The organism is Kushneria indalinina DSM 14324, from assembly GCF_003385845.1.
Taxonomy (GTDB): Bacteria; Pseudomonadota; Gammaproteobacteria; order Pseudomonadales; family Halomonadaceae; genus Kushneria; species Kushneria indalinina.
Genome location: NZ_QRDJ01000009.1, coordinates 112,568 through 137,503 on the forward strand (window position 1 = coordinate 112,568; position 24,936 = coordinate 137,503).

At 61.2% G+C, this 24,936-nt stretch carries 26 protein-coding genes; 12 read left to right on the top strand and 14 right to left on the bottom strand.

The window, feature by feature from the left end:
• Positions 1-2 precede the first annotated feature (2 nt).
• The 3 genes from nuoC to C8D72_RS14890 form a co-directional block, all read right to left on the bottom strand.
• On the bottom strand, positions 3-1,772 hold the full coding sequence (gene nuoC, locus C8D72_RS14880; RefSeq protein WP_115855242.1) for an NADH-quinone oxidoreductase subunit C/D: 1,770 nt from the start codon (positions 1,770-1,772) through the stop codon (positions 3-5).
• A 63-nt stretch (positions 1,773-1,835) separates the two neighbouring features.
• Complete coding sequence (locus tag C8D72_RS14885) at positions 1,836-2,513, bottom strand: NuoB/complex I 20 kDa subunit family protein (RefSeq protein WP_115855243.1); 678 nt, start codon at positions 2,511-2,513, stop codon at positions 1,836-1,838.
• A gap of 72 nt (positions 2,514-2,585) precedes the next feature.
• Complete coding sequence (locus tag C8D72_RS14890; protein WP_115855244.1) at positions 2,586-3,020, bottom strand: NADH-quinone oxidoreductase subunit A; 435 nt, start codon at positions 3,018-3,020, stop codon at positions 2,586-2,588.
• 360 nt (positions 3,021-3,380) lie between these two features.
• Between C8D72_RS14890 and thiD the strand changes: the two genes are divergently transcribed.
• From thiD to C8D72_RS14910, 4 genes are all read left to right on the top strand, one after another.
• A complete protein-coding gene (thiD, locus tag C8D72_RS14895) occupies positions 3,381-4,181 on the top strand; it encodes a bifunctional hydroxymethylpyrimidine kinase/phosphomethylpyrimidine kinase (protein WP_115855245.1) in 801 nt (266 codons plus the stop codon).
• A gap of 94 nt (positions 4,182-4,275) precedes the next feature.
• Positions 4,276-5,130, top strand: coding sequence for a universal stress protein (locus C8D72_RS14900; protein WP_115855246.1), 855 nt, complete (start codon positions 4,276-4,278; stop codon positions 5,128-5,130).
• Between the two features lie 48 nt (positions 5,131-5,178).
• The gene (dtd, locus tag C8D72_RS14905; protein WP_115855247.1) at positions 5,179-5,616 is read left to right on the top strand and encodes a D-aminoacyl-tRNA deacylase; all 438 of its coding nucleotides are present in this window, start codon (positions 5,179-5,181) and stop codon (positions 5,614-5,616) included.
• A 45-nt stretch (positions 5,617-5,661) separates the two neighbouring features.
• Positions 5,662-6,438, top strand: coding sequence for an SDR family oxidoreductase (locus C8D72_RS14910; RefSeq protein ID WP_115855248.1), 777 nt, complete (start codon positions 5,662-5,664; stop codon positions 6,436-6,438).
• A 95-nt stretch (positions 6,439-6,533) separates the two neighbouring features.
• Here the strand turns inward: C8D72_RS14910 and chaB are convergent, their stop codons facing one another.
• Positions 6,534-6,764, bottom strand: a complete 231-nt coding sequence (gene chaB, locus C8D72_RS14915) for a putative cation transport regulator ChaB (protein ID WP_115855249.1) — start codon at positions 6,762-6,764, stop codon at positions 6,534-6,536.
• Positions 6,765-6,842: 78 nt separating this feature from the next.
• Positions 6,843-8,759, bottom strand: a complete 1,917-nt coding sequence (locus tag C8D72_RS14920) for an ABC-F family ATP-binding cassette domain-containing protein (RefSeq protein ID WP_115855250.1) — start codon at positions 8,757-8,759, stop codon at positions 6,843-6,845.
• A 50-nt stretch (positions 8,760-8,809) separates the two neighbouring features.
• Between C8D72_RS14920 and C8D72_RS14925 the strand changes: the two genes are divergently transcribed.
• Together C8D72_RS14925 and bamJ are read left to right on the top strand one after the other, a co-directional pair.
• On the top strand, positions 8,810-9,313 hold the full coding sequence (locus C8D72_RS14925; protein ID WP_170140619.1) for a TIGR02444 family protein: 504 nt from the start codon (positions 8,810-8,812) through the stop codon (positions 9,311-9,313).
• A 103-nt stretch (positions 9,314-9,416) separates the two neighbouring features.
• A complete protein-coding gene (bamJ, locus tag C8D72_RS14930; protein WP_115855252.1) occupies positions 9,417-10,271 on the top strand; it encodes a BamJ family beta-barrel-assembly machinery protein in 855 nt (284 codons plus the stop codon).
• A 398-nt stretch (positions 10,272-10,669) separates the two neighbouring features.
• On the opposite strand, the gene C8D72_RS14935 is transcribed toward bamJ, so the two are convergent.
• From C8D72_RS14935 to C8D72_RS14955, 5 genes are all read right to left on the bottom strand, one after another.
• Positions 10,670-11,164: a hypothetical protein gene (locus tag C8D72_RS14935; protein ID WP_147301549.1), complete on the bottom strand. Its 495-nt coding sequence runs from the start codon at positions 11,162-11,164 to the stop codon at positions 10,670-10,672.
• Between the two features lie 280 nt (positions 11,165-11,444).
• Positions 11,445-12,170, bottom strand: coding sequence for a tRNA (guanosine(46)-N7)-methyltransferase TrmB (gene trmB, locus C8D72_RS14940; RefSeq protein WP_115855254.1), 726 nt, complete (start codon positions 12,168-12,170; stop codon positions 11,445-11,447).
• A gap of 43 nt (positions 12,171-12,213) precedes the next feature.
• Entirely contained in the window at positions 12,214-13,017 is an 804-nt protein-coding gene (locus C8D72_RS14945) for a thiazole synthase (protein ID WP_115855255.1), read from the bottom strand.
• A gap of 58 nt (positions 13,018-13,075) precedes the next feature.
• The gene (gene thiS / locus C8D72_RS14950; RefSeq protein ID WP_115855256.1) at positions 13,076-13,276 is read right to left on the bottom strand and encodes a sulfur carrier protein ThiS; all 201 of its coding nucleotides are present in this window, start codon (positions 13,274-13,276) and stop codon (positions 13,076-13,078) included.
• Between the two features lie 58 nt (positions 13,277-13,334).
• On the bottom strand, positions 13,335-14,816 hold the full coding sequence (locus C8D72_RS14955; RefSeq protein WP_115855257.1) for an alanine/glycine:cation symporter family protein: 1,482 nt from the start codon (positions 14,814-14,816) through the stop codon (positions 13,335-13,337).
• Positions 14,817-14,978: 162 nt separating this feature from the next.
• On the opposite strand from C8D72_RS14955, the gene C8D72_RS14960 reads away from it, so the two are divergent.
• The 6 genes from C8D72_RS14960 to C8D72_RS14985 all read left to right on the top strand — a co-directional run bounded on the left by C8D72_RS14960 (position 14,979) and on the right by C8D72_RS14985 (position 20,530).
• The gene (locus C8D72_RS14960; protein WP_115855258.1) at positions 14,979-15,365 is read left to right on the top strand and encodes a DUF423 domain-containing protein; all 387 of its coding nucleotides are present in this window, start codon (positions 14,979-14,981) and stop codon (positions 15,363-15,365) included.
• Positions 15,366-15,409: 44 nt separating this feature from the next.
• Positions 15,410-16,414 carry an alpha/beta hydrolase gene (locus C8D72_RS14965; RefSeq protein WP_115855259.1) on the top strand — a complete coding sequence of 335 codons (1,005 nt, stop codon included), beginning with the start codon at positions 15,410-15,412 and terminating at the stop codon, positions 16,412-16,414.
• Complete coding sequence (locus C8D72_RS14970) at positions 16,411-16,932, top strand: hypothetical protein (RefSeq protein WP_147301550.1); 522 nt, start codon at positions 16,411-16,413, stop codon at positions 16,930-16,932. The genes C8D72_RS14965 and C8D72_RS14970 overlap by 4 nt, the downstream gene beginning before the upstream one ends.
• A gap of 51 nt (positions 16,933-16,983) precedes the next feature.
• A complete protein-coding gene (locus tag C8D72_RS14975; RefSeq protein ID WP_115855261.1) occupies positions 16,984-18,072 on the top strand; it encodes a pyridoxal phosphate-dependent aminotransferase in 1,089 nt (362 codons plus the stop codon).
• A 274-nt stretch (positions 18,073-18,346) separates the two neighbouring features.
• The gene (locus tag C8D72_RS14980; RefSeq protein WP_115855262.1) at positions 18,347-19,375 is read left to right on the top strand and encodes a protein kinase family protein; all 1,029 of its coding nucleotides are present in this window, start codon (positions 18,347-18,349) and stop codon (positions 19,373-19,375) included.
• Between the two features lie 84 nt (positions 19,376-19,459).
• A complete protein-coding gene (locus tag C8D72_RS14985) occupies positions 19,460-20,530 on the top strand; it encodes a sulfite oxidase (protein ID WP_115855263.1) in 1,071 nt (356 codons plus the stop codon).
• 88 nt (positions 20,531-20,618) lie between these two features.
• On the opposite strand, the gene C8D72_RS14990 is transcribed toward C8D72_RS14985, so the two are convergent.
• The 4 genes from C8D72_RS14990 to C8D72_RS15005 are packed head-to-tail and all read right to left on the bottom strand — an operon-like array spanning position 20,619 to position 24,786.
• Positions 20,619-21,962, bottom strand: a complete 1,344-nt coding sequence (locus tag C8D72_RS14990) for an NAD(P)H-dependent oxidoreductase (RefSeq protein ID WP_115855264.1) — start codon at positions 21,960-21,962, stop codon at positions 20,619-20,621.
• A gap of 12 nt (positions 21,963-21,974) precedes the next feature.
• On the bottom strand, positions 21,975-23,234 hold the full coding sequence (locus C8D72_RS14995) for a TRAP transporter large permease (protein WP_115855265.1): 1,260 nt from the start codon (positions 23,232-23,234) through the stop codon (positions 21,975-21,977).
• A complete protein-coding gene (locus C8D72_RS15000; RefSeq protein WP_170140620.1) occupies positions 23,231-23,806 on the bottom strand; it encodes a TRAP transporter small permease in 576 nt (191 codons plus the stop codon). The genes C8D72_RS14995 and C8D72_RS15000 overlap by 4 nt, the downstream gene beginning before the upstream one ends.
• Positions 23,806-24,786 carry a TRAP transporter substrate-binding protein gene (locus tag C8D72_RS15005; RefSeq protein ID WP_115855267.1) on the bottom strand — a complete coding sequence of 327 codons (981 nt, stop codon included), beginning with the start codon at positions 24,784-24,786 and terminating at the stop codon, positions 23,806-23,808. The genes C8D72_RS15000 and C8D72_RS15005 overlap by 1 nt, the downstream gene beginning before the upstream one ends.
• Positions 24,787-24,936 lie beyond the last annotated feature (150 nt).

Here is a 24,936-nt window from a genome sequence, read left to right on the forward strand (position 1 = left end):
GGTTATCGATCCACGTCGGCCATTACAAAGTCGATGCTGCCCAGGTGCGCGATCAGATCCGGCACGAAACCGCCGTTGATGACGGCCGGAATATGCTGAAGATGGGCAAAGCTGGGCGTACGAATCCGGGTGCGATAGCTCATGGTGTTGCCATCGCTGGTCAGGTAGTAGCTGTTGAGCCCCTTGGTCGCCTCGATCATCTGAAACGATTCGTTGGGCTTGAGCACCGGCCCCCAGGAGACCTGCAAAAAGTGCGTGATCAGGGTCTCGATGTGCTGAAGCATCTTGTCGCGCGGGGGCGGCGTGGTCAGCGGATGATCGGCCTTGTAGTCACCCTCGGGCATGTTTTTCAGACACTGCTCGATGATTCGAAGGCTCTGGCGCATCTCCTCGATGCGCAGCATGCCGCGATCAAAGACGTCGCCGTTGGTACCGACCGGAATATCAAAGTCGAAGTTCTCATAGCCCGAGTAGGGCTTGGCCTTTCTCAGATCGTACTTGAGGCCGGTGGCACGCAGATTGGGCCCCGTCACGCCCCAGGTCAGCGCCTCGGCCGTGGTATGGGTGGCAATATTGACCGTACGTTCGCGCACGATGGAGTTGTCCATCATGGCACGCTCGTACTCATCCAGCCGCGGCGGCATCCAGTCGAGAAACTCGCGGACCAGGCGGTCCCAGCCGCGCGGCAGATCATGCGCCACACCACCAATGCGAAACCATGCCGGGTGCATGCGAAACCCGGTGATCGCCTCGATCACGTAATAGGCGCGCTGGCGATCGCTGAAGGTGTAAAAGACCGGCGACATCGCGCCCAGATCCTGCAGAAAGGTGCCCAGAAACAGCAGGTGGGAGTTGATGCGAAACATCTCTGACATCATCACGCGGATGGTTTCGGCTCGCGGCGTGACGGTAATCCCGGCGAGCTTCTCGGTGGCCAGAATATAGGGCAGGTTGTTCATCACCCCGCCGGTGTAATCGATCCGGTCGGTATAGGGGATATAGCTGTGCCAGGACTGGCGCTCGGCCATTTTCTCGGCGCCACGATGGTGATAGCCGATGTCCGGTACGCAATCGACCACTTCCTCCCCGTCAAGCTGCAGCGCGATACGAAACACGCCGTGCACCGAGGGGTGGTTGGGGCCCAGGTTCAGGAACATGTAATCGGTATCGCCGCTCTGTCGCTTCATGCCCCACTCTTCGGGGTTGAAGCGCAGCGCTTCCTGCTCGCGGTCCTGGCCTTCCATCGTCAGCGTGTAGGGATCGAACTCGGTCGCACGCGCCGGGTAGTCCTTGCGCAGCGGATGGCCATGCCAGGTCGGCGGCATCAGCATGCGGGTCAGGTGCGGGTGGCCCGTGAACTCGATGCCGAACATGTCAAAGACTTCACGCTCGTACCAGTTGGCATTGAGATAGACGTTGCACAGGGTCGGGACGCGCAGATCATCCTCGTGCAGCGCCACCTTGATCATCAGCTCGCTGTTACGCTCAAGCGACATCAGCTGATAAAAGACCGTGAAGTCTGCCGGCGGCAGGCCGCTTCGATGCATGCGCAGACGCTCGTCCACGCCATGCAGGTCATAGAGCATGACAAACGGCTTTCTGACCTGCTGCACAAAGTGCATGACCTCGATGAGCTGCTCACGCGCGACCCATACCACCGGCATGCCGGTCAGCGTGGGCTGCACTACCAGGTTCGCCTCGCCAAAGCGGGCCTTCAGCTCATCAACAATGGCGAAGCCTGTATTGCCTGCCTGTGAAGTCTCGCTCGTCATCCGTTGTTTTCCATCGCCAGTGAACCGGACCTGCCTGCCCCGTGGAGGCACCTGTGCCGGTCATTACACTTCATCGGGTGAACGCAGCTCGGTGACCGCAATACGCTCATCACGCTTCTTGTCGCGCTGGGAGGGCATCTCCGCCTTGTAGACGCCCTGATCGCCCACGACCCAGGTCAGCGGACGACGCTCCTGCTGAATGGAGTCCTGCAACAGCTGCAGCCCCTGAAGGAAGGCTTCAGGGCGGGGCGGACAGCCCGGGATATACACATCAACGGGTAGAAACTTGTCGACGCCCTGCACGACCGAATAGATGTCATACATGCCGCCGGAGTTGGCACACGACCCCATCGAGATCACCCACTTGGGCTCGAGCATCTGGTCGTAGAGCTGCTGGATGATGGGCGCCATCTTCACGAAGCAGGTGCCCGACACAACCATCACGTCAGCCTGGCGGGGCGAGGCGCGCAGCACCTCGGAACCAAAGCGTGCGACGTCATGCGGCGCGGTAAAGGCCGTGGTCATTTCGACATAGCAGCAGGACAGCCCGAAGTTGTAGGGCCAGAGAGAGTTCTTGCGTCCCCAGTTGACGACGTTGTGCATGATGTTTTCAAGCTTGCCCATGAAAACATTGCGGTGCACCTGATCATCCATGGGGTCGTCGACGACGCGTCGCTCCCCGACCGGGTACTGACTGTCCTGGGGAGCATCAGGGTCGATGCGCGTAAGCTTGTAGGACATTTAGAGTCCTCCCGGAAAACGTCATTGATCGGTACTGATGCCTTTTCAGGCGGCTGACATGCCTGCCAGTGCTCAGTTATCGGCTTGATCACGCTGGGCAGGCTGGTGAACTCGATCCGGCTGCACGCGGCGCTTCGGCACCCAGTCCAGCGCGCCGACGCGACTGTCATAGATCAGACCGGCCAGCAGAATGAAGATGAAAATGGTGGCGCCGATCAGCCCGGTCCAGCCGGTTTCGCGGATGGAGATGGCCCAGCCGAAAAGATAGAGGGCTTCCACGTCAAAGATGACGAAGAGCATGGCGACCATGTAGAACTTGACCGAGAAACGCTGATGGGCGCTACCGGCCGGCACGATACCGGACTCGTAGGGCGTTTCCTTGTTGTGCCCCCATGCCCGCCCGCCAAGCAGGGCGGAGGCGGTCACCATGAAAGTACACAGGGCCAGTACGGCGACAATGAAAACACCGACCGACCAGTTTTGGGCCAGTTGCGCTGCCAGATCCATGGACGCTCACTCATCTTGGTCTGCCCGGGCGACGTTGCATCGGCCAGAGCTTTCGTTATTCAACCATCCGGGAAGCACTGTTCGAATGACAGCTGCCCGAATGACAGGAAATTCTCGACTGCGGAAGGTCAGGTCAGCCGCGAGATCACCATCGTTACATTAGAAGCCGATGTGGGATTTCGCCAATGCCGTCATCGGCTTTTTTGATGTCGATTTCAGAATGTTCTCCCTGTAGCCTTCCTGTATCCAACCAAAATATTGCCAGACCATATTAGACTTTGGTTTTACCCTTTCCGGCGTAGCAGACGCCGGAGCCGCCGCATGTCATACAGTACGACGTTTTCAACTCCTGGATAGCCCATGCGCTCGACTCATTTTCTCTCCATTGCCGGCACCGACCCCAGCGGTGGGGCCGGACAGTCCGCCGATCTCAAGACGGCCAGCGCGCTGGGCGCGTACGCCTCCAGCGTGCTCACGGCCGTGCTGGCTCAGAACACCTGCGGCGTCCGCGAGGTCATGGCCCTGCCTCAGGCGCTGATTCGCGCCCAGCTTGAGGCCGTGTTCGAGGACATCGCCATCACCTGTGTCAAGATCGGCATGGTCAGTGATCTCGCGACGGCCAATCTGATTCGGGAATTCATCGAACGCTACCGGCCGGCGCATGTAGTGCTGGATCCGGTCATGGTGGCCAAGAGTGGTGACATGCTGGTGGACCGTGACGGCTTTCACGCTGTGCGCGACGTGCTGATTCCGATTGCCGATGTCATCACGCCCAACCTGCCGGAAGCCGCCGTGCTGCTGGACACCGACATCCCTGCAAGCCATGAGGCCATGGAGGCGATGCTGCCGAAACTCGGCACGCTGGGCTGCGATATCGTGGTGCTCAAGGGAGGCTATCTGAAAGGCGATGTCAGCAACGACCTGGTGCTGACACCTGAAGGGACACACTGGCTGGAGGCGCCGCGCATCCAGACACGGTCACTACATGGCTCGGGGTGCACGCTGGCCTCCGCCATTGCAGCGCTGCTGCCCCGGCATGACACGCCGATCGAGGCCATCAGGGAGGCCAAGACCTACATGAGCCGGGCTCTGGAGGCTGCCGAGCGACTGGACATCGGCAAGGGCCAGGGGCCGGCCCATCACTTTCACGCCTGGTGGTAGCTGCAGCGACAGGCAACCACTATCCTTTCAGCGGTGCTCCTGACATTACCGATCTCTGCAAGCGCCCTCCTTATCACCGGGCAAGGATTCAGCCATGAATACGACGCTGCTACTGGCCACTGATCTCTCCCATGAATGTCAGGCAGCCCTGGTACGGGCGCTGCATCTGTCGCAGCGCAGTCAGTCGCGCCTGGACATTCTGCATGTCGTGGACCCCTATCTGCCCGAACACACCCTTCCGGCACTGGTCCATGCCATCGAGGAAGAGATCGATCGCAATCTCAACGCACTGTGTGCGCATCATGAACTGACACGTCCGGCCACCGAAATTCATATTGTCAGTGGCGTGCCCTATGCCGAGATCATTCGCGAGGCCTATGAGCGCAGCGCCTCGATGATCGTCATGGGCACCCACCGCAAGCAGGGCCAGCCGGATCTGATCGGCGGCACGACCCTGTCGCGCGTCATGCGCCGGGCGCCCTGCCCGGTGGTCAGCATCCCGCACGACGGCGAGCCGGACTGGCAGGACATTCTGGTGCCGGTGGATTTTTCGCTGGCCTCGCGCCACACCCTCAAGGAGGTGCTGACGCGCTTTCCCAACGTGCGCCTGACGCTGTTACACGCCTGGGACATGCCGGTAGCGATGGAGCTGTGTGAAGGCACCAACTATCAGCACTGGCGTGACCTGGAACGCCAGCGCCTGCGCCAGCAGCTCGAGCTCGAAACCGAGCGGTTAATGAGTGACCTGCATGCCAGACCCGACCTGGAACTGGTCCTGCAGCAGGGCGACCCGTCGCAGGTGCTGCTCGACCGGCTGCGCCAGCAGCCGCCCGATCTGCTGGCGCTGGGCAGCCACATTCGCGTCGGCATCGGTCGCGCCACCGACAGCCTGCTGGAGCGACTGCTGACCGAAACCCGCGGCGATCTGATGCTCTGTCGTACCTGGTAGCCGGGTGCGGCGGGTCCTTTCTATAACCCTGTTGACCACGGAGAGACCATGCGGGCGCTGATTCAGCGGGTAAGCCAGGCAAGCGTTCATGTTGAAGGCGAACGCATCGGCGCCATCGATGGGGGGCTGCTCGCCCTGATCGGCGTTGAGCGCGACGACACGCCAGAACGTGCCGACAAACTGCTGCACAAGATGCTCAACTACCGCATTTTCAGCGACGACGAGGGCCGCATGAACCTGGGGCTGTCAACGACCGGTGGCGGGCTTTTGCTGGTTTCTCAGTTCACGCTGGTGGCCGATACCCGCAAGGGACTGCGCCCCGGCTTTTCCAGCGGCGCCACACCGGAAGATGGCAAGCGGCTGTTCAATCATCTGGTCGCCTCGGCCCGCAGGGCGCATACAAGCGTCGAGACCGGGCGCTTTGGTGCCGACATGCAGGTCTCACTGGTCAACGACGGCCCCGTCACGTTCCTCCTTGAAAGCTGAATGCTGGAAAGCTGACCCCTTCGAACTCTCGCAAAGGCAGGCCTCATGAACACCTCTTTTTCTCCCGGGACTCGTGTGGCGTTGATCACCGGCGGCGCGCAGGGTATCGGCCGCGGTGTGACCGACTACCTAATCTCCCGCGACTGGCGCGTGGCGATTCTCGATATCGACGCTGACGCCATCGAGGAGATGCGCGAACGCCATGATCCGGCAAGGCTTCTGGCCATCACTGCCAGCGTCAGCGATGAAGCAGCGGTCGGTGATGCCTTCAAACAGCTGGAACACTGGCAGGGCCGGCTGGATCTGCTGGTCAACAATGCAGGCCCCGCCGACCCATACTGCGGGCCGCTGGAGTCGCTGTCGCTCGAGCGCTGGCATCACTGGCTGGACAATCATCTCACCGGCGCCTTTCTCTGCTCACGCGCAGCGATCCCGCTGCTGCGCCGGACACAGGGCTCGATCATCCACATGGCCTCGACCCGCGCGCTGCAGTCCGAACCCGAAAGCGAAGGCTATGCGGCCAGCAAGGGTGGACTTCTGGCGCTGACCCATGCGATGGCCACCAGCCTTGGCCCGGACATTCGCGTCAACGCCATCTGCCCCGGCTGGATCGACACCGGCGAGCATCAAAAGGCCGCCAACCGCGAAGCGCCGTCGCACAGTGACATCGATCGCCAGCAGCATCCGGTCGGCCGCGTGGGCCATCCCGATGATATCGCGGCGCTGGTCGCCTTTCTGGCCGGGCCAGAGGCCGGCTTCATTACCGGTCAGCACTTCCCCGTCGATGGCGGCATGACACGAAAGATGATCTACGCCGAGTAGCCGGCCACCGGTCGTCGGACACAAAAAGGGCCGCCACAACGGTGTGGCGGCCCTTTTCCGAAATCGGCAGAACAGCAATATTGATGGGGCCCGGATCAGTGTTTCGGGTGCCACTTGCCATCGTCACCCTTGTGATACTTCGACTCGACAGCCTTCCAGGCCACCGCGTGGGCCGTTTCCTCTCGCGAGGCATCCCCGCGGCGATCGGAGGGCTTTTCATACTCGTCCCAAGCGCTGTTGAAGGCTTCCTTGTAGATGGTACGGGCATGCGGAGGCAGCACCTTGCGCGCACTGTCGGGGATATCATCACGATTGTCGTAGGGCATTACGCCTCCCTGAAGTCAGCCGGTATCGATAAACACCTTCCCAGTGTAGACCGTTGAGCATCGCTGCCAATGACAGCCTCAGGAAGCGGTGAGCTGTGCCTGCATCTCCTCAAGCGCCTCTTCGGCCTCCATCCAGGCCTGCTCGTCGCTTTCCAGCCGGGCCTTCCATTCGCCCTGCTCGCGCAAAAGGTCGGTGAGTCGCGCCTTCTGATCGGCCTCGTAGATCGTCGGGTCCGACAGCTTTTCTTCCACGGCCTCGAGCGCCTTTTGCGCCTTTTCCATCGACTTCTCGGCGGCATCGCGCTGCTTTTTCAAGGGCTTCAACTGCTCGCGAAGCTCGGCGGCGGCACGACGCGTGGCCCGGCGATCCTCCTTCGGCGCGGCACTCTCATCGGCCTGCTCGGCGGGGCTGCGGGCGGCCTCGGTGAGACGGTTTTTCAGCCATAGCCGGTAGTCGTCCAGCGTGCCGTCAAAGGCAAACACCCGGCCATCGGCCACGCACCAGAACTCATCGACGCTGGCGCGCAGCAGATGGCGGTCGTGCGACACGATCAGCACGGCGCCGTCGAAGGCGGCCAGCGCCTCCGTCAGCGCGTCGCGCATGTCCAGATCCAGGTGGTTGGTCGGCTCATCGAGCAGCAGCAGGTTGGGCTTTTGCCAGGCGATCAGCGCCAGCGCCAGGCGGGCCTTTTCACCGCCGGAGAAGCGGGTGATCACCTCAAAGGCGTCGTCACCGCGAAAACCGAAACCGCCCAGAAAGTCGCGGATCACCTGCTCGGAGGCCTGCGGTGACATGCGCTGCACGTGCATGAAGGCACTGGCACTTAAATCCAGCGCGTCGAGCTGATGCTGGGCGAAGTAGCCGACCGCCAGATGCTCGCCCTCGGTGCGCTCGCCCTTGAGCAGGGCCAGCTCGCCGGTCAGCGCCTTGATCAGGGTCGACTTGCCCGCGCCATTGGGGCCCAGCAATCCGATACGGCTGCCCGGTGCCAGCGACAGGCGCACGTTGTCCACGATCGGTGTGTCGCCGTAGCCGATGCCGGCATGGTCGATCGACAGCAGCGGGTGAGAGACCTTGTCGGAACAGGGCAGCCGGAAGCGAAACGGCGATTCGGCGCGCAGCGGGGCGATATCCTCCATGCGCTCGAGCATCTTGAGCCGGCTCTGGGCCTGTTTGGCCTTGGTCGCCTTGGCGCGAAAGCGGCGCACGAAATCCTCGATCTCGGCCCGGCGCGCCTGTTGCTTCTCGCGCTCGGCCTCGCGCTGGGCCAGCCGTTCGGCGCGGGTGCGTTCAAAGGTGGTGAAATTGCCGCGATAGAGCTGCACGTGGCGCTGATCAAAGTGCACGATGTGATCACACACCGCATCGAGAAAGTCCCGATCGTGCGAGATCAGAAGCAGCGTGCCGGGATAGCGCACCAGCCACTGCTCGAGCCACAGCAGCGCGTCCAGGTCCAGGTGGTTGGTCGGCTCATCGAGCAGCATCAGATCCGAGGGCTTGAACAGCGTCTGCGCCAGATTGGCGCGCATGCGCCAGCCGCCCGAGAAATCCGACAGCGGTCGGTCAAGGTCTCGCTGGGCAAAGCCGAGCCCGACCAGCAGCTGCTCGGCCCGGGCTCTTGCCGTGTAGCCATCCAGCGACTCGATGGCACCGTGCAGCTCGGCCTCGCGATGGTGCTCACCGGCAGCATGCGCCGCCTCCAGCGCCTTTTGTGTCTCGCGCAGGGCGTGATCACCGTCGAGCACGAAATCGGTCAGGCTGCGCGAAAGCGTCACGATCTCCTGGCTCATGTGGGCAATCCGCACCCCGCCGTTGAGCGCCACCTCGCCGCGCTCGGGCGTCAGCTGCCCCAGAATCAGCTGGAAAAGGCTCGATTTACCGGTGCCGTTGGCGCCCACAATGCCGGCGTGGTGGCCCATCGAGAGCATGAAGTCTGCGGACTCGATCAGCGGTACCCCGCCACGTTGGAGCTCGAGCTGGCGAAATGCGATCATGCAGTATCCTGTCCGGCCGGTTGCCGATAAGTGGTCGAATGAACAAGTCAATGGGTTCCCATTCTAACCGAAATCCTGCTCCGCTTTGGCCCTGGGCACTGGCCCTTTATGCCCGTCCGGGCGTCAGCGAGGCACTGCTTGCGCTGCAGGACGAGGCCGGCCTCGATGTCTGCGAGCTGCTCTGGGGGCTCTGGCTGCTCGCTCACGGCCGGGCACCAGGCGCTAATATCGATCAACAGCTTGCCCCGGTACGTCAGTGGCAACAGCACTACACGCAGCCGCTGCGTCAATTAAGACGTGATCTAAAGCCACAGGCCATGGATCAGTCCGGACTCGAAGCGATGCGCACGCATATCAAACAGGCCGAACTGCAGGGCGAGCGTGAAACCCTGCGCCGGCTCGAAGCGCTGAGCATTGCCGCCATGCCCCGCCCTGCACACCTCTCTTCTGAAGCACTGTTGCGGCCCCTGACCGGCGAGCTCGAGACACATCATCAACGGCTGATTTCCCATCTACGGCTTGAAAGTGACAATATGGCGCCCCCATCGTGCTGATAGTCTGTTGAAAGGCATTCGAAATTCCTTCAGGGATTGGCGTGATTTTTTTCACGGGGTGTTGTCCAACATCCCTTGATGACCATGTGTACAAGGAGCTTTCATGAATAAACTGTTGAGCGCGGTCACTTTGAGCACGCTGATCGTACTGACCGGGTGTTCCGATGCTGACGACAGTCAGGACAACAACGCTGATGATCAGGCCACACAGCAGGAGCAGACCCAGCAAAACGGCAATGACGCAAGCGCCCAGCAGCAGGACGACTTCGAGTCCGATCAGGCACGTCTGGCCTATGCCGTGGGTGTGACGTTGGCCCGCAACCTTCATGAAGACATGGAGGATCTGGATGTTGATAACTTCACCAGTGGCATCAAGGATGTCTACGACGGCGACGACATTCGCCTGAGCGATCAGCAGATCGGCGATGCCCTGCAGCAGTATCAGCAGCAGATGATTGCCGAACAGCAGCAGCAGATGCAGCAGCAGGCCGAGGAAAACGCCCAGGCCGGCCAGCAGTTCCTTGAAGAGAATGCCGGCAAGGACGGCGTGGAAACCACTGACTCGGGCCTTCAGTACCGCGTCATGGAATCCGGTGACGACAGCGGTGCACAGCCCGGCGATGAAGACCAGGTTCGCGTCAATTATGAAGGCCGCACCATCGACGGTGAGGTGTTTGACAGCTCCTATGAGCGTGGCGAGCCGGTCACCTTCCAGACCAACCAGGTCATTCCCGGCTGGCAGGAAGCGCTGAAGATGATGCACCCGGGCGATCAGTGGGAAATCTATGTGCCTTCCGATCTGGCCTACGGCGAAGCAGGCACCGGCCCGATCGAGCCGAACCAGACCCTGATCTTCAAGGTGGAACTGCTTGACGTGGGCGATGACGCCACCAGCGCTGCAGGCGACGACGCCGGTACCGCTCAGCCCGGCGCCGCCGAGACGCAGTCAGCCAATTAAAGCTGAAATGCAGTGTGAGGTACCAGCCACCGGGCCTGATCGCCCGGTGGCTTTTTTATGCCCGGCCCCGGCGGTTTGATGCCTGACGCCGTGTAATGGGCGGTGGATAAACCCGGCCAAAATACCCTGTGGATAAGGTTGTGAGGTACTGTTTTATGACCGGCTTACGACCTGTGTATAAATGTCGCACACCCCTGCTGCGCTGATGGCAAATGCGGCAAAGAAAAAAGCTGTAAAAACCATAACGCTCTGTTTACTCTCATTATTTAGAGAAACACGGTCAGATGACGGCCAAAATCCCGCATTGAGGCGCTTTACTTTCTGTCAAGCAAAAATTCCCAACGCCGTGTGGATAATTAATAGGAAAATTCATGTTTCAGCCGCCGTGACATTGTGCATCAGCGACACGGCAGCGACAGATCGTACCAGCTGCCCAGAAGCCCCCGGGAAGTTGCCACCACAAGACTGCCGCGCACACGCTGCGTCTCGCTACCGCACGCGGGAAAATCAAACGTGCCGTAATAGTGACCGGGCGCCGCGGACGCCAGTGTTATGGTTGTATGACGCGGGTGACTGCCGGTTTCCTCAAGCTGCGCTTTAACCTGCTCGGCCTCCAGACCATCCAGCACCATATCCACGCTCAGCTGTCCTTCCCGGTAATGCCACTGCGCCTGCATCTCGCCGAAGCGGCCCAGCGCCGTAAAGCAGCGCTCACTCAGCGGTCGGCACTCAAGCTCGGGGGCAAACCAGGTGGCCTGCGATCGATTGCCGGCACCGACGTAGTAATAACCCAGATAGGCGATGGCCACGGTGACCGTAATCAGCGTGACGATGACCAGCGTGTTGAGCCAGCGCAGCGAGGGGATTTGAGAAGACGACACGGGTCTCGACATGAAAAAGCGTCCGGTGATCAGGCAGGCATTGCGCAGAGGATAGACAGGCGTGGTCAATAACAGCAGACATTCATTTAAAAAATATTCTCATTTGTCTTGACTGGCCAAATGAGAATGGTTATCTTTGAGATGTGGTGATCGCCAGTCACCACATGAACAACCCGATATGTCAGGTATCGAGTGGTTCATCTCCTCATCAAGCTAGTCACGGTCCTTGAGCCGCCCGATTGGGCGGCTTTTTTACGTCGGTCACATGACCCCGACATTGATATCCGCCGGTTCAGGCCCGGTCAGTGCGCTGATAGATCAGATCCCACACGCCATGCCCCAGCCGCTCACCGCGGGTTTCAAACTTGGTGAGCGGCCGAAAGTCCGGACGCGGGACGTAATCACCGTCCTGTGCCAGCGTTTTAAACCCGGCCACCTCGTTCATGGTCTCGACCATGTATTCGGCATACGGCTGCCAGTCGGTGGCCATGTGGAAACGACCGTTCGGCTTGAGAACGCGATGCACACGATCGATAAAGGCCGGCTGCACGATCCGGCGCTTGTGATGACGCTTTTTGGGCCAGGGATCGGGAAAGAAGAGCTGCAGCGTATCGATCGATTCGGCGGGCAGACAGTCATCGAGCACCTTCAGCGCGTCCTCGCGATAGACGCGAACGTTGGACAGGCCCGCCTTGTCGACGTCATCAAGCAGCTTGCCCACGCCCGGCGGATGTACCTCGATACCGATGAAGTCGGCCTCCGGATTGGCCATGGCCTGCTCGAACAGCGAGCCGCCCATGCCAAAGCCGATCTCGACCACGCATGGCGCCCGGCGCCCGAACAGTGCTTCCAGGTCCAGATGGCCCTGCTCGAGCGTCAGGCCCAGCCGGGGAAAGACCTCTTCCAGGCCGCGGCGCTGGGCCAGGGTCATGCGTCCGCTGCGTACCACATAACTCTTGATGCCGCGGTGCGGCGTCTCTTCACCGGCTTCAGGGCCCGGCGTTGCTTCTTCTGTCATCACAAGTATCGTCAAAAACGGTGGAACGGGTCATGACCCGGGGTCAGCCGGTAATCAGGCCTTCACTGGGCGATGAGGGGCTGGCGGCATAGGTCTTTCTGCCCATGCGCTCGGCCAGGCGGGCTTCACGCCCGGCTTCGACGGCCTTTTTCATGGCGCTGGCCATCAGCACCGGCTGACGCGCGTGGGCGATGGCCGAATTGATCAGCACACCATCACAGCCCAGCTCCATGGCCATGGCCGCGTCAGAAGGCGTGCCGATACCGGCATCGACCAGAATCGGCACACGGGCATTGTCGACGATCAGCGACAGCGCATGCGGATTGAGCAGGCCGTGGCCGGAGCCGATCAGCGAGCCCAGCGGCATGACCGCACAGCAGCCCATCGACTCAAGCTCGGCCGCCACAATCGGGTCGTCACTGGTATACACCATGACATCAAAGCCGTCCTCGATCAGCGTGCGTGCCGCGCTGAGGGTCTCCATCACGTTGGGATAGAGCGTATGGTCGTTGCCCAGCACTTCCAGCTTGACCAGGTTGTGGCCATCCAGCAGCTCGCGGGCGAGCTGGCAGGTGCGTACCGCATCTCGCGCGTTATAGCAGCCGGCCGTATTGGGCAGGATGGTATAGCGCTCGGGATTAATGACATCGAGCAGATTGGGCTCGTCCGGATTCTGCCCGATGTTGGAGCGACGCACGGCAACCGTGACGATCTCGGCGCCACTGGCCGCAACCGCCGCGCCGGTTTCTTCAAGGTCACGATACTTGCCGGTCCCGACCAGCAGGCGCGAGGTAAAGGTTCGCCCGGCAATGGTCAGGGGGCTGTCCCACTGGGAATCAGTGCTCATGATGTTCTCCTCGAACCCGTTCGGGGGTTCTGATGCGATTGCCCTCGGTGCGGCCGTATCAGCCGCCGCCGATGGCATGAACAATCTCGACACGATCGCCCTCGTTGAGCGTCGTGGTCGCATGACGGGTGCGCGGCACGATGGCCTCGTTGACCTCCACGGCAATGCGCCGCCCGGTCAGCGAAAGTGTTTCGATCAGGTCAGCCACACTTTCGATCTGATCGACCCGGCGCGCCTCCCCATTGATGTATAGCTGCATGTCACATCCTGCATTGGCATCGGGGAGAGGCATTATAACGTCGCCTCCCGGGGCGCTCCTACCGTTTCGCGGCGCCTTCAGGGGATGTCCAGACCCCCTTCGCCAGCTGCTCGGGCTTTTTGAGCACGCTCGGATCAAAGACCGGCTCCTTGACGCCGCTGTTGCGCTGGCGCTCGTAATCCTTCAACACGCGGATGGCCACCGGCGCCAAAAGCAGCATGGCAATCAGGTTGGTGGTCGCCATCAGCCCCATCGCAAGATCGGCGAAGTTCCACACAAACGTCAGATTGGCCACCGCGCCGATCATCACCATCGCCAGAATCATGATGCGAATGACCGACACCGCCCGGTCGCTGTGACGCGGGAAGAGATACTCGACGTTGACCGCGCTGTAGGCAAAGTTGGCCAGAATCGAGGTGAAGGCGAAAAAGAAGATCGCAATGGCAATGAAGATCTCACCGAAGCTGCCCAGGTGATCGACCATCGCCTCCTGGGTCAGGGTGATGCCCTCGATCGACTGACCCGGCGAGGTGGTCATCAGCGTGTCATAGACCCCGGAGAGCAGAATCACCACGGCCGTACAGGTGCAGATGATCAGGGTGTCGATGACCACGCCAAAGGACTGCACCAGCCCCTGCGCGGCAGGATGCTTGACCGTGGCCGTGGCCGCCGCGTTGGGCGCCGAGCCCATGCCGGCCTCGTTGGAGAACAGCCCGCGCTTGATGCCGTTTTCCATCGCAATCTTGATGGAGTAGCCGGCGGCGCCACCGATGGCCGGACCGAAGCCGAAGGCACTCTTGACGATCAGCGCCAGCATCTCGGGCACGGCAGTGATGTTGGCAAACAGCACGTAGAGCGCCACCAGCAGATAGGCGATCGCCATGATCGGCACGATCTTTTCGGCAGCGCGCGCCACCGAACGGATGCCGCCATAGATCACCAGTGCGGTCAGGGCGACCAGCACAACCCCGGTGATCCAGGTCGGCACGGCAAAGGCGCCGTCAACGGCCTGGGCGATGGTGTTGGACTGCGCACCGCAAAAGGCCAGACCAAAGGCGATAATCAAAAAGATCGCGAACAGACAGCCCATCCAGCGCTGACCCAGCCCGCGCTCGATGTAATAGGCCGGGCCGCCGCGAAAGACACCGTCCTTGTGCTCGATCTTGTAGACCTGCCCCAGGGTGGACTCGATAAAGGCCGTGGCCAGACCGATGATGGCGGTCATCCACATCCAGAAGATGGCACCGGGGCCGCCGACCCACAGTGCCAGCGCGACGCCGGCCAGGTTGCCGGTGCCCACGCGCGCGGCCAGTGAGGTGGCAAAGGCCTGAAAGGCACTCACGCCTTCACCGCTGCCCCGGCTGGTAAAGGTCACGCGGGCCATGTGACCCAGCAGACGAAACTGCATGAACCGGGTCGCAATGGTAAAGATGATACCCGCCCCCAGCAGCAGATAGACCAGGATGAACGACCAGATAAAACCGCTGATCGGATTCATCACGGCATAGATGGCATTTTCAACGGTAGTGATAAATTCCATGGGAAATCCCCGCCATGCCTCACTGTCACGGAGGCATTACTCTTATGGTGTGTTATTGATCAGAGCCACCGATCCGAACGCGCTACCTGGTGGCTCGGGCGCGTGCGTGCGACCATACACGGATTCAAGGCCAAATGCCCGATTCAATAGGAGTATGTCCCCATGCCATCGCGCCTTCTCTGGCTCGTTGCTGCCCTCTCCGGACTGGGTGTGGTTGTTCTGGGTGCCTGGGGTGCCCACGGCCTGGCCGACCGGCTGGACGCCGGCGCCCTCAACGCCTGGCATACCGGCGTACGCTATCAGGCCTGGCATACGCTGGCCTTCATGATGATTCTCATCTGGCGAGAAAGCGTGCCCCTCAAGGGCCAGCGCCTGGTGCTGGCACTCTGGGGCGTTGGCATGCTGCTCTTTTCCGGCTCGCTGTATCTGCTGGCGCTGGGCGGGCCACCGCTACTGGGGCCGATCACCCCCCTGGGCGGCCTTGTGATGATGGCCGGCTGGGTGATGCTGGGCGTGACTGCCTTGCGCCGACGCCCCGAGTCTTCATAATCATTTCTGACTGCGCGACCGGCGTGGCGCGAGCATGAGCGTTCATGACAATGCCCTTACCCGATTTTTCCGATCTGCTGAATGCCGGCCCGCTGGCGCCTCTGGTCCTGCCACCGACAGGCGTCATGGCGCAGTATTTTCGCCATTACGCCCTGGAGGATCTGATCCCTCAGGCCCGCGAGATCGAGTCGGGCCATGTACAGGTCGGTGAGTTTCGCCTCTGGACCCAGGTCTGGACACCGCCGCAAACCACACTTCGTGGCACGATCGTGGTCGTACACGGCTATTTCGATCATCTGGGCCTTTATGGCCATCTGCTGCGCCTGCTGCTGAATGACGGCTTTCGCGTGGTGCTCTGGGACCTGCCGGGGCACGGGCTGTCCAGCGGCGAGCGCGCCGCCATCGATGACTTTGCCACCTATACCCAGTGTCTGCGGGCCCTGCTCGCACACCTCAACGCAAAAGGCCTCGTGCAGGCACCGCTGATCGGCATCGGACAGAGCACCGGCGCGGCCATCCTCGCCACCGATGTGCTGGAGCGCGCCGATCAACACCCCTGGCAGTCACTGGCTTTGCTGGCCCCGCTGGTGCGCCCCTGCAAGTGGCACCGCTCTCATCTGATGCACCGGCTGGCCACACCCTTTATTCGCAGCATCCCGCGCCACTACCGTCCCAACACGACCCATCTGGCCTTTACCGCCTTTCTGCGCCATGAAGATCCGCTGCAGGCCGAGACTCTGCCGCTGGTCTGGGTCGGTGCCATGCGTGACTGGATGGCCCATGTTCGAAGGCTGCCGCCCAGCGCGCTGCCGGCATTGATCCTGCAGGGGCGGCAGGACGCCACCGTGGACTGGCGGTGGAACCTCGAGGTGCTGCGCCGGCTGCTGCCCGCGGCTCAAATCGTCTATCATCAGGACGCCCGACACCATCTGGTCAACGAATCACCGGATATCCGCCAGACCCTTTTCAGGGATCTGCATCGCTTTCTGATCACACAGACCCAGAATTCATGCATCACCACTGCCGACACGCCCGAGGCCCCCTCATGATGCGATGGGCATTGCCTGTGCTGCTGACGCTTGTCATGGCGGGCTGCGCCGGAGTGGAAAACGACCTCTCGCGCCATCGCACACCGCTGGAAAATCTGGGGCAGACCGCCGCCACCGACGTGCTCAAAGAGCCCGCCTGGCCGGATGACCCGAGCAACCGCGTCATTCTTGTCACCCCCGTGCAGACCGATACCGACTTCGGCGAGCAGGCCGATGCCCGCTTCAACGATGCCCTGACCCGGCGGTTGCTCAGCGCCCGCCACGGGCCGCAGGTGCTCTCCGTGACAGAGGCCCCCGCGCAGGCCGGCACGCCCGCCAACCAGTGGCGCCTGTCATCCATGCTGGAAGCGCCATTGGGCGCCATCACGCTGTCGGATCGAAAGCTCTATCCCTATACGCTGACATTGACGCTCAGACGCGGCGACAGTGACGACATCTGGTGGCAAAAGGAGATCGACGGCGCCTTCGATGAGCTGGGACTCCCCCTGTCAAGGGCAGCCACGACCCCGGCGCCGTGATCACCGTGCCTCCGCCTGATCACCCTTTATTCATGAACCGGAGTACATTCCATGCGTGCATCGCATCTTGATCGCGAAGGACCGGACAACCCCTTCCCGGGGCACAAGGCCCTGGAACGCCGCCTGGGCCGGGCACTACCCCATCAGCTGGGCTCCAATGAAAGTCTGGACATGCCGCATCGGGCACTGTCCGAGGCGCTGGGCGCCCCGGTGGCCGAGCTGGCGCGCACCTATGGCGATACGCAGGCCTTTGACCTGCGCCAGCAGCTGGCCGAGCGGCTGAACACGCCCTTTGAGGCCCTGCTGGTGGATGCCGGCGCCGACAGCCTGATTGCGCTGACCCTGCGCACCCTGTGCGATACCGGCGCCACCGTGGTCACCAGTGCCGGCACCTACCCGACCTTTCGCTACTTCGCCGAAGGACACGGCTGCCGTCTGGTCGAAGTGGCCTATCAGGAAGCGCCCGGCGTTCTGGCGCCCGATGTTGAGGCCCTGCTGCAGGCGGCCTGGCTGCACAACGCCAGGCTTTTGTATCTGGTCAATCCGGACAACCCCAGCGGCCACTGCCTGACGGAGGCCGACATCGCGTATCTCGTCGATAACCTGCCGCCGACGTGCCATCTTCTGCTGGATGAGGCCTATCACGAATTTCGTTCGGATCAGGGCGACAGCACGCCCATGCAAGGCGTGGTACGCCTTCGCACCTTCTCCAAGGCGCACGGTCTGGCCGGCCTGCGTATCGGCTACGCCATTGCCGCCCCCGAGCTGCTCGAGGTCATGTACAAGGTTCGAATCCACAATGCCGTTTCCTCGGTGTCACTGGCCGCCGCCGGGGTCGTGCTGGCCCATTATGACGAGGTCGAGCAGCACGTTCAGGACGTGATCGACAGACGCGAGCAGCTGACAGCGCAGCTGCTTGAATGGGGTAGCGACGTTTTACCCTCGGCCACCAACTTCCTGGCCGTGCGCCTGCCGGATGCCGACCGGGCCTTCGAGGTACAGCAGACCCTGCTGGCAGAGGACATCATCGTGCACCGCCCCCCCCATCCGGCCCTGGGCCATGTACTGCGCATTTCAGCCGTCGAAAACGCCCTGACCCCCGATCGCCTGGCCGCGCTCAAAAACGTCCTGCAGGGCTGAAACAGCCACTCCCTTCGCCACACTCTGCCCTTTTTCGAGGGCAGAGCCTCCGCCATTGTTCCGGTATGACGCTTTCCTGACGGCAGGTCCTGATGCGTCCGACCCGCTCTGTACCATCAAATTGTTAAGATCGTGTTAAAAGACTCTGGACATAAGCGAACAGTGTTCTTATATTGCAGGAAAGCTTTAGCCTGTTAACGAAGTCCTGGTGGCAAACCGCAACACAGTGCTTGATCCCATCGCCCGCCCAGGATCTGTACCGGTACTTCCAATCATGAACATCTCCGATCGCCAGCGCCGCCGTGGACGTCCCGACGTCCTGCAGCGTCATTTTCATGGTCCCGTCCACTTTCCCGGTTCTCCCTGGCAGTGGTGGCTGGCCGATAATGACCGTGCGTATGAGGCGGCACGACGCATGGATCAGCACCTTTGCGGCAGCGAAGACGACAGCGTCACGACCCTGCGCGAGCGCAAGGGGCGCAGCATCTTTCGCATTCAGGCAACCCCGGGCGATTTCTTTGCCAAGGAGATTGCCCTGCCGTCACTGCGAAAGCGTTTCGGTGCCCTGCTGGGGGTGCAAAACCGGCTCTTCGGCCATGACCACGGCAGCGCCGAAGTCGACAACACCCTGACGCTCAACGAGCGCACCGGTCAGGGCCTTGACGTCCTGTGTCTGGGCGAACTCCTGCGCGGCGGCATACCCGACCACCAGCTTTTGATTCAGCCCTGGCTCGAGGGCTGGATCAATCTGGGGGAAGCCTTCTCCGCCGCCGACAGCCATCAGCGCCGAGTGCTGCTACAGGGCCTTGAAGATCTGCTGCGCGCCTTTCATCACGCCCGCATCTGCCATCTGGATATCAATACCGGCAATCTGATGGTCTCCACGCAGGACCCACAGGCGCCGCTGCGCGCGATCGACTGCGCCCGGATGACGACTGGCGTGACCCAGCCGGCGGTATCCACCGCCCTGCAGATCGGCAAGATGCTGCGTGAGCTTTATGGTCGCGATGAAGCGGACTTCGCCACACGCTACGCCCAGGCGCGCGCCATGCAGCATCGCATCGCTGATAAGGAAGGCGTCAATGAGGCCACCGACACCCTGCTGGCCCTGTCGCTGCGCTATCGCCTGAGCAAGAACCTGTCTCGCCGCAAGCTGGTCACTGCCTCTTTCGTCAATATTGACGGGCCCTCTCTGGAGCAGAGCGTACGCGCCTCTCACAAGAATGCGGACGTGCCCGCCATTGTCTGGAACCACGACCATCCGGCCCTCGCCGAGGAAGACACGGTCTACTCCAACCGCTGACAAAGCCTGCCCGGCATGACCTGTCGATAAAAGCCGCTACGCTCAAGAGAGTCGTCTTTCACGGTCTGTCTGGAGCGTTTCGTCATGAGCTATCACCCCGGCATTTTCAAACCCCTGCCTGCCAAATACTTCCGCCACCCTGAAGAGGGGGGCGCCACCAACGTCGAGACACGCCTGTCGCGACTGCCGGGCTATCTCACCCCCAACCGTCAGTTTTTTGTGCGCAGCCATTTTGATATTCCCGAACTGGCCGCTGCCGACTGGCAGCTGACGCTCACCGGGGACGCCCTGTCGCGCGAACAGTCACTGAGCCTTGCCGATCTCGAACAACTGCCGCGCATCAGCGTCATTCGCGCCATCGAGTGTGCCGGCAACGCACGCGCCTTCTTTGCCCGTGACTTCGGCAAGGCGGCCGAAGGCGCCCAGTGGAGGCTGGGCGCCGTGGGCGTGGCCGAATGGAGCGGCGTGCGCCTGCGCGATGTGCTGGCACTGGCAGGCGTGGCAGAAGACGCCTTTCATGTCCTGCCCGAAGGGCTCGACAGCGGCCGCTTCGCCCGGCCGCTGCCGATTGACAAGGCACTGGCCGATGACACCACCATTGCGCTTGCCATGAACGGCGAACCGCTGCCGATCGACCACGGGTTCCCCGCACGCCTGGTGGTGTCCGGGTGGCTGGGCGCGGCCAGCGTCAAGTGGCTGGGGCGCATCGAGGTCTCGCGCGAGGCGCGCAACACCTACTGGAACACGAAGGACTACACCCTGGCCGGCCCCGACTATCCGGCCGAAGGCGAGGCAGATGGCATCCCTATCACCACCATGCCGGTCATGAGTCTGGTGGATCTGGACGACGACGCCCGACTGCCTGCTGGGAAGACGATGCTGCGCGGGCGGGCGCTGTCGGGCGAGGGGCAGATCACCGATGTCGAGTGCCGCCTTGACGACGGCGACTGGCAGGCGGCCATCCTTCACACGCCCAACATCGCCGGCGCCTGGGTCTGCTGGTCGCTGACCTGTCAGCTCGACCCCGGGCGGCATGTTCTGTATGTCCGCGCACGCGATGACCGCGGCCACGAACAGCCTGAGCGCATGGTGTGGAACGATCACGGCTGTTGTTATAACGCCGTGACGCGAGTGAATATCGAAGCCGCCGAGTAGTCAAAGCGCCTCAATGATCGGCGGCTTCGTTGCCCGAAAAAAAGCAGATGCCGGACAATCCCGTTCGGCATCTGCTTTTCCTAAAAGCTTACATCGCTTCCATGGCACGACGTATGCTTACTGCTTGGCTTTCGGGTATGTCGACATCCTCCCAGCGCACAACGTCTCCTACCGGTACATCACGCTTTAGCGCCACACGGCTTGCCAGTCCGATCGGGAGCGCGCCCATGGACAGGGAATCATTGGCACGCATCAGCCGACCCCAGACCGTGAATCCTCCTTCGCCGTCCAGTTGTTCTCCGGCCACAAGCCGTTTTTTGGCCACTGCCACTACATCGGAATGGAAGGCGTTTGATGCCCCCGTTGCTTCGCCTCGAATCACGGCGCTTGCAACGCTGATGCCAAGCTCCTGACCAATCAGGTGAGATGGGCGAAACAGTGACGCATAGCGGCCGCTGTCATCAGTATTGACATGATATTCACGGAAGCAGCGCCGCGCATAGTCTCCGCGCCGATCACTATCCATCGCTTCAAAGGTGATATACACCCCCCAGCGAAGATCGTTGAAAACATGGCGCCCGTCGCGCTCTTCGCTGGAAATGACCTCGACCATGCCGGCCTGTTCCAGCATTCCTCCATGTTCTGAAGGCTTGAGAATTCGCGGAAGATCGTGGCAGCCACAAGGCGGAAACAGTAGCCCTTCAGCGGGCGCCTTCAGTCCTGTCGCGTTAGAGATAGCCGCCATCTCAATGGCAGACTTGGTGCCATCGAGAAAGGAGTTGAACATCTGGGGATTCATGCCACCGGCGCTGGCCTGCTCGGGAGTCAGGCCGTAATAGTCCCAGATGGTATCCGGTGTCGACTGTCGATAATGAGGCAGAAACTTGGTTCCCTTGCCTGCTGCCACCACTGAAAAACCACAGGCTCGTGCCCAGTCAACCATCTCACATACAAGCGCCGGCTGGTCACCATATGCCATGGTGTATACCAGCCCTGCTTGTTGAAAAACATTCGCCAGATAGCGCCCGGCCAGCACATCAGCTTCCACATTAACCATGACCATATGGCGGCCATGCTCTGCTGCCAATAGCGCGTGTCGAATGCCTGCTGCCGGGTGGCCGGTGGCATCGATGACCACATCCAGTCCAGAAGCCGATATCAGCGTTTCGGCATCCTCGGTCAAACAGGTCAATCCCTGGTCAAGCGCCCTGGAAAAATCGTCGGTAATGACCCGATCGCTGTCCCAGCCTGTGTCGTCCAGCGCCTTTCTGGCGCGATCCAGCGACAGGTCGGCAATCCCCAGCAATTGCATGCCGCGGATATGGCGCACCTGGGTCAGGAACATGGAGCCAAACTTGCCGGCGCCGATCAGCCCGACACGAATGGGATTCTGGTTGTCTTCACGCTCGACAAGACGGGTATAGAGATTCATCGTGGTTGATCCTTATTGTAGGGTGAAAAGAGGGACATAGGAGACCAGCAGCAATACCAGGGCCGCCGCCAGATAGAAGGGCCACAGCTCACGAGCCACGCTGCCGACGCTTTTTTTCGCCAGCGCTGCGGCGATAAAAAGCGTTGTGCCCACGGGGGGTGTAAACAGCCCGATGGCCAGATTGAGCGTCATCATCACGCCCAGCTGGACCAGGCTTAGATCGATGGCGTCGGCCAGCACCACAAACAGCGGGCCCAGTAGCAAAATGGCGGCCGACAGATCGATGAACATGCCCACCACGAGCATGATGACAATCATCATGGCGATGATTTTCCAAGGCTCACCCAGCGTGGTAAGCGCCCAGTCGGAAATCATCGCAGGGATATTTTCTGCCGCCAGCACATAGCTGACGACGCTGGAGGCGGCAATTACCAGCATCACCACCCCTGTTGTGGCAACGGTTCCGATAGTGCTGGCCAGCAGCGAAGAAAGATCAAGATCGCGATAGATCAATACACGCACCAGCAGCGCATAGGCGACGGCGGTGACACTCACCTCGGTTGGCGTGGCAATACCCAGTCGCAGCAGGGCCAGAATCATGATCGGCAGCGCAATGGCCGGTAGCGCCGAGAGCACCATCAGTCCCATTTCGCGCGGTGTGCCCAGAAAGCGTGAGATCGGAAAGTGACGAAAATACCCCAGCAGATAGCAGATCCCCATCATCATGACGGTCAGCATCAGTCCGGGAATGACGCCGGCCATGAACAGATCAGCGACCGAGCTGTTGGAGATGGTGGCGAAAATCAGCAGTGGAATGGAGGGCGGAATCAGTACCGAGATGATCGACGACGAGGCTGTAATCGCCCCTGACAGAGCTGGAGGATATCCTTCTCTACTCATCCACGGAATCATCACCGCCCCCATGGCCGAGGCATCGGCCACCGCCGAACCGGACACGCCGCCAAAAAGTGCCGAGCCCAGCACGTTGACCTGGCCTAGGCCACCGCGAAAGCGGCCCACCAGAAGCGATGCCAGACCGATGATCTTCTGTCCCATGACGCCGCTCATCATCAGCGCGCCGGACATGATGAAAAAGGGAATCGCCACCAAGGTGAAATTCTGCATCGGTCGAAACAGATTCATGATGGCAATGTTGGCCGGCATGTCGCCCAGAGCCACGATGGCGCCCGTGGCGCCCAGCAGCAGCGCGGCCCCGATAGGCACTCCGAGCAGCATGACTACCACAAAAAGAACCGTCATCAGAGCGGTCATGACGTGCTCTCCTCTTGATGAACGAAGGGAACAACGCTGCCCTTTTCAGCAGAAGTCGGCGGAGTGCAAAAAACCCTGATCCCCTCAAGGGTGGCGCCCAGCAACATCAGTCCCAGCCCCATCAGCAGCGCGCCGTACCCCCACCCCTGCGAGATGCCCAGCAGCGGATAGTTCATGCCGCCTACAACCTGCAGTACCCGCAAGACCTGCCAGAGCAAAAAGAGGTAAAGCGTCAGCAGCAGCGCGCTGGAAATGACGGCCAGCCAACGCTGCAGTGGTACCGGGACTCTCTGCGTCAATGCCTCCATGGCGATGTGCTGGCCGCTCAGGCCAGCAACACCAAATCCGGCACATACCAGCCACGGAAAAAGCATTCGTGGTAGCGCCTGCATTACGCTGCCCGAGGCGAAATCGAAGTAGCGCGCCAATACGGCCCCCATGATGACCACGAACAGGGCAAGAAAGGCGATCGCCCCGACAGTGACCGCAACGCCATACAGCGCGAGCCGCAGGGTCTCGACCACCCGCACGGGCGAGCGGCCGGCCACCGCGCCCGGCGTCCCGGCCGCCATTACTCCTGCTCCCTGCCGGCGGCGGATTCGATCAGCTGGCTGAATTCGGGATAGGCTTTCTCCCATTTGCCATAAACGCTGCGGGTAGCTTCACGAAACTCGTCGGCATTGACCTCGGTCACCCTTGTGCCGCTGTCGCGAATGTCGGCCAACTGATCGGCCTGCTGTGCCTGCATCATGTCGCGCTGTGCCGTAAGCGCTTCTTCGGCTGCCTGTCGCATCCACGCCTGCTCCTGGTCGGAAAGCGTGTTCCAGACAGCAGCACTGGCCATGAAGGGCAAAACTTCGTATTTGTGGTTGGTCAGTGACAGGTAGTCCTGCACTTCATAAAACTTTTGCGAATAGATGTTGGCAATGGGGTTTTCCTGACCGTCGACGACGCTCTGCTGTAGTGCGAGATAGGTTTCGGAGAAATCGATGGGGGTGGGCGTTGCCGCCAGTGCCGCCACGATGTCGTTACCCATCTCATCCGGCGGCACACGAATTTTCAGTCCCTTCATGTCCTGCGGATGCTCGATGGCACGCACGTTGTTGGTGATCTGGCGCAGCCCGTTGTCCCAGTAGCCCAGCATCACGATGCCGTTTTTCAGCGCCTTGTCCGATAGCATCTGCCCCGCCTCACCATCCACGACGCGCCAAGCCGTTTCAACATCACCAAAGAGAAACGGCAGGCCGATCATGTTGGCCTCGGGCACGATGGTGCCCAGCGCCCCCTGACTGCCAATCGACAGCGCCAGCGAGCCCAGCCGGATCTGCGACAGCATCTGATGATCATCCCCCAGCTGTGCGTTGCTGCTGACGTTGACTTGCAGATCACCGTTTGAAAGCTCGTTCACGCGCTTGGAGAAAAGAAGCGCGGCCTGATGGCGGGGGTTGGATTCAGTGGCACCGTGGCCTAGGCGCAGTGTTCTGGCCTCTATTGCCGCAGATTGCGCGAACAGGATTACCAGCGTGCCGACGGCCAGTTTTTGACTCAGCATGACGCTACCTCCGTTGGTTTGATCACCTGCATGTTCGAACGTATTGTGCTTTGGTCTATTGCACCTACGTCTATAAGCTGATGTTTTAGCTGTCTTTTTGCTTCTCTCCATACTCAGCGTCGGCACTTTGAAGGACAATCGACTTTTTCA

Coding starts and splice junctions, on each gene's coding strand:
- nuoC (WP_115855242.1), bottom strand. CDS start 1,772: ATGACGAGCGAGACTTCACAGGCAGGCAATACAGGCTTCGCCATTGTT.
- C8D72_RS14885 (WP_115855243.1), bottom strand. CDS start 2,513: ATGTCCTACAAGCTTACGCGCATCGACCCTGATGCTCCCCAGGACAGT.
- C8D72_RS14890 (WP_115855244.1), bottom strand. CDS start 3,020: ATGGATCTGGCAGCGCAACTGGCCCAAAACTGGTCGGTCGGTGTTTTC.
- thiD (WP_115855245.1), top strand. CDS start 3,381: ATGCGCTCGACTCATTTTCTCTCCATTGCCGGCACCGACCCCAGCGGT.
- C8D72_RS14900 (WP_115855246.1), top strand. CDS start 4,276: ATGAATACGACGCTGCTACTGGCCACTGATCTCTCCCATGAATGTCAG.
- dtd (WP_115855247.1), top strand. CDS start 5,179: ATGCGGGCGCTGATTCAGCGGGTAAGCCAGGCAAGCGTTCATGTTGAA.
- C8D72_RS14910 (WP_115855248.1), top strand. CDS start 5,662: ATGAACACCTCTTTTTCTCCCGGGACTCGTGTGGCGTTGATCACCGGC.
- chaB (WP_115855249.1), bottom strand. CDS start 6,764: ATGCCCTACGACAATCGTGATGATATCCCCGACAGTGCGCGCAAGGTG.
- C8D72_RS14920 (WP_115855250.1), bottom strand. CDS start 8,759: ATGATCGCATTTCGCCAGCTCGAGCTCCAACGTGGCGGGGTACCGCTG.
- C8D72_RS14925 (WP_170140619.1), top strand. CDS start 8,810: ATGGGTTCCCATTCTAACCGAAATCCTGCTCCGCTTTGGCCCTGGGCA.
- bamJ (WP_115855252.1), top strand. CDS start 9,417: ATGAATAAACTGTTGAGCGCGGTCACTTTGAGCACGCTGATCGTACTG.
- C8D72_RS14935 (WP_147301549.1), bottom strand. CDS start 11,164: ATGTCGAGACCCGTGTCGTCTTCTCAAATCCCCTCGCTGCGCTGGCTC.
- trmB (WP_115855254.1), bottom strand. CDS start 12,170: ATGACAGAAGAAGCAACGCCGGGCCCTGAAGCCGGTGAAGAGACGCCG.
- C8D72_RS14945 (WP_115855255.1), bottom strand. CDS start 13,017: ATGAGCACTGATTCCCAGTGGGACAGCCCCCTGACCATTGCCGGGCGA.
- thiS (WP_115855256.1), bottom strand. CDS start 13,276: ATGCAGCTATACATCAATGGGGAGGCGCGCCGGGTCGATCAGATCGAA.
- C8D72_RS14955 (WP_115855257.1), bottom strand. CDS start 14,816: ATGGAATTTATCACTACCGTTGAAAATGCCATCTATGCCGTGATGAAT.
- C8D72_RS14960 (WP_115855258.1), top strand. CDS start 14,979: ATGCCATCGCGCCTTCTCTGGCTCGTTGCTGCCCTCTCCGGACTGGGT.
- C8D72_RS14965 (WP_115855259.1), top strand. CDS start 15,410: ATGACAATGCCCTTACCCGATTTTTCCGATCTGCTGAATGCCGGCCCG.
- C8D72_RS14970 (WP_147301550.1), top strand. CDS start 16,411: ATGATGCGATGGGCATTGCCTGTGCTGCTGACGCTTGTCATGGCGGGC.
- C8D72_RS14975 (WP_115855261.1), top strand. CDS start 16,984: ATGCGTGCATCGCATCTTGATCGCGAAGGACCGGACAACCCCTTCCCG.
- C8D72_RS14980 (WP_115855262.1), top strand. CDS start 18,347: ATGAACATCTCCGATCGCCAGCGCCGCCGTGGACGTCCCGACGTCCTG.
- C8D72_RS14985 (WP_115855263.1), top strand. CDS start 19,460: ATGAGCTATCACCCCGGCATTTTCAAACCCCTGCCTGCCAAATACTTC.
- C8D72_RS14990 (WP_115855264.1), bottom strand. CDS start 21,962: ATGAATCTCTATACCCGTCTTGTCGAGCGTGAAGACAACCAGAATCCC.
- C8D72_RS14995 (WP_115855265.1), bottom strand. CDS start 23,234: ATGACCGCTCTGATGACGGTTCTTTTTGTGGTAGTCATGCTGCTCGGA.
- C8D72_RS15000 (WP_170140620.1), bottom strand. CDS start 23,806: ATGGCGGCCGGGACGCCGGGCGCGGTGGCCGGCCGCTCGCCCGTGCGG.
- C8D72_RS15005 (WP_115855267.1), bottom strand. CDS start 24,786: ATGCTGAGTCAAAAACTGGCCGTCGGCACGCTGGTAATCCTGTTCGCG.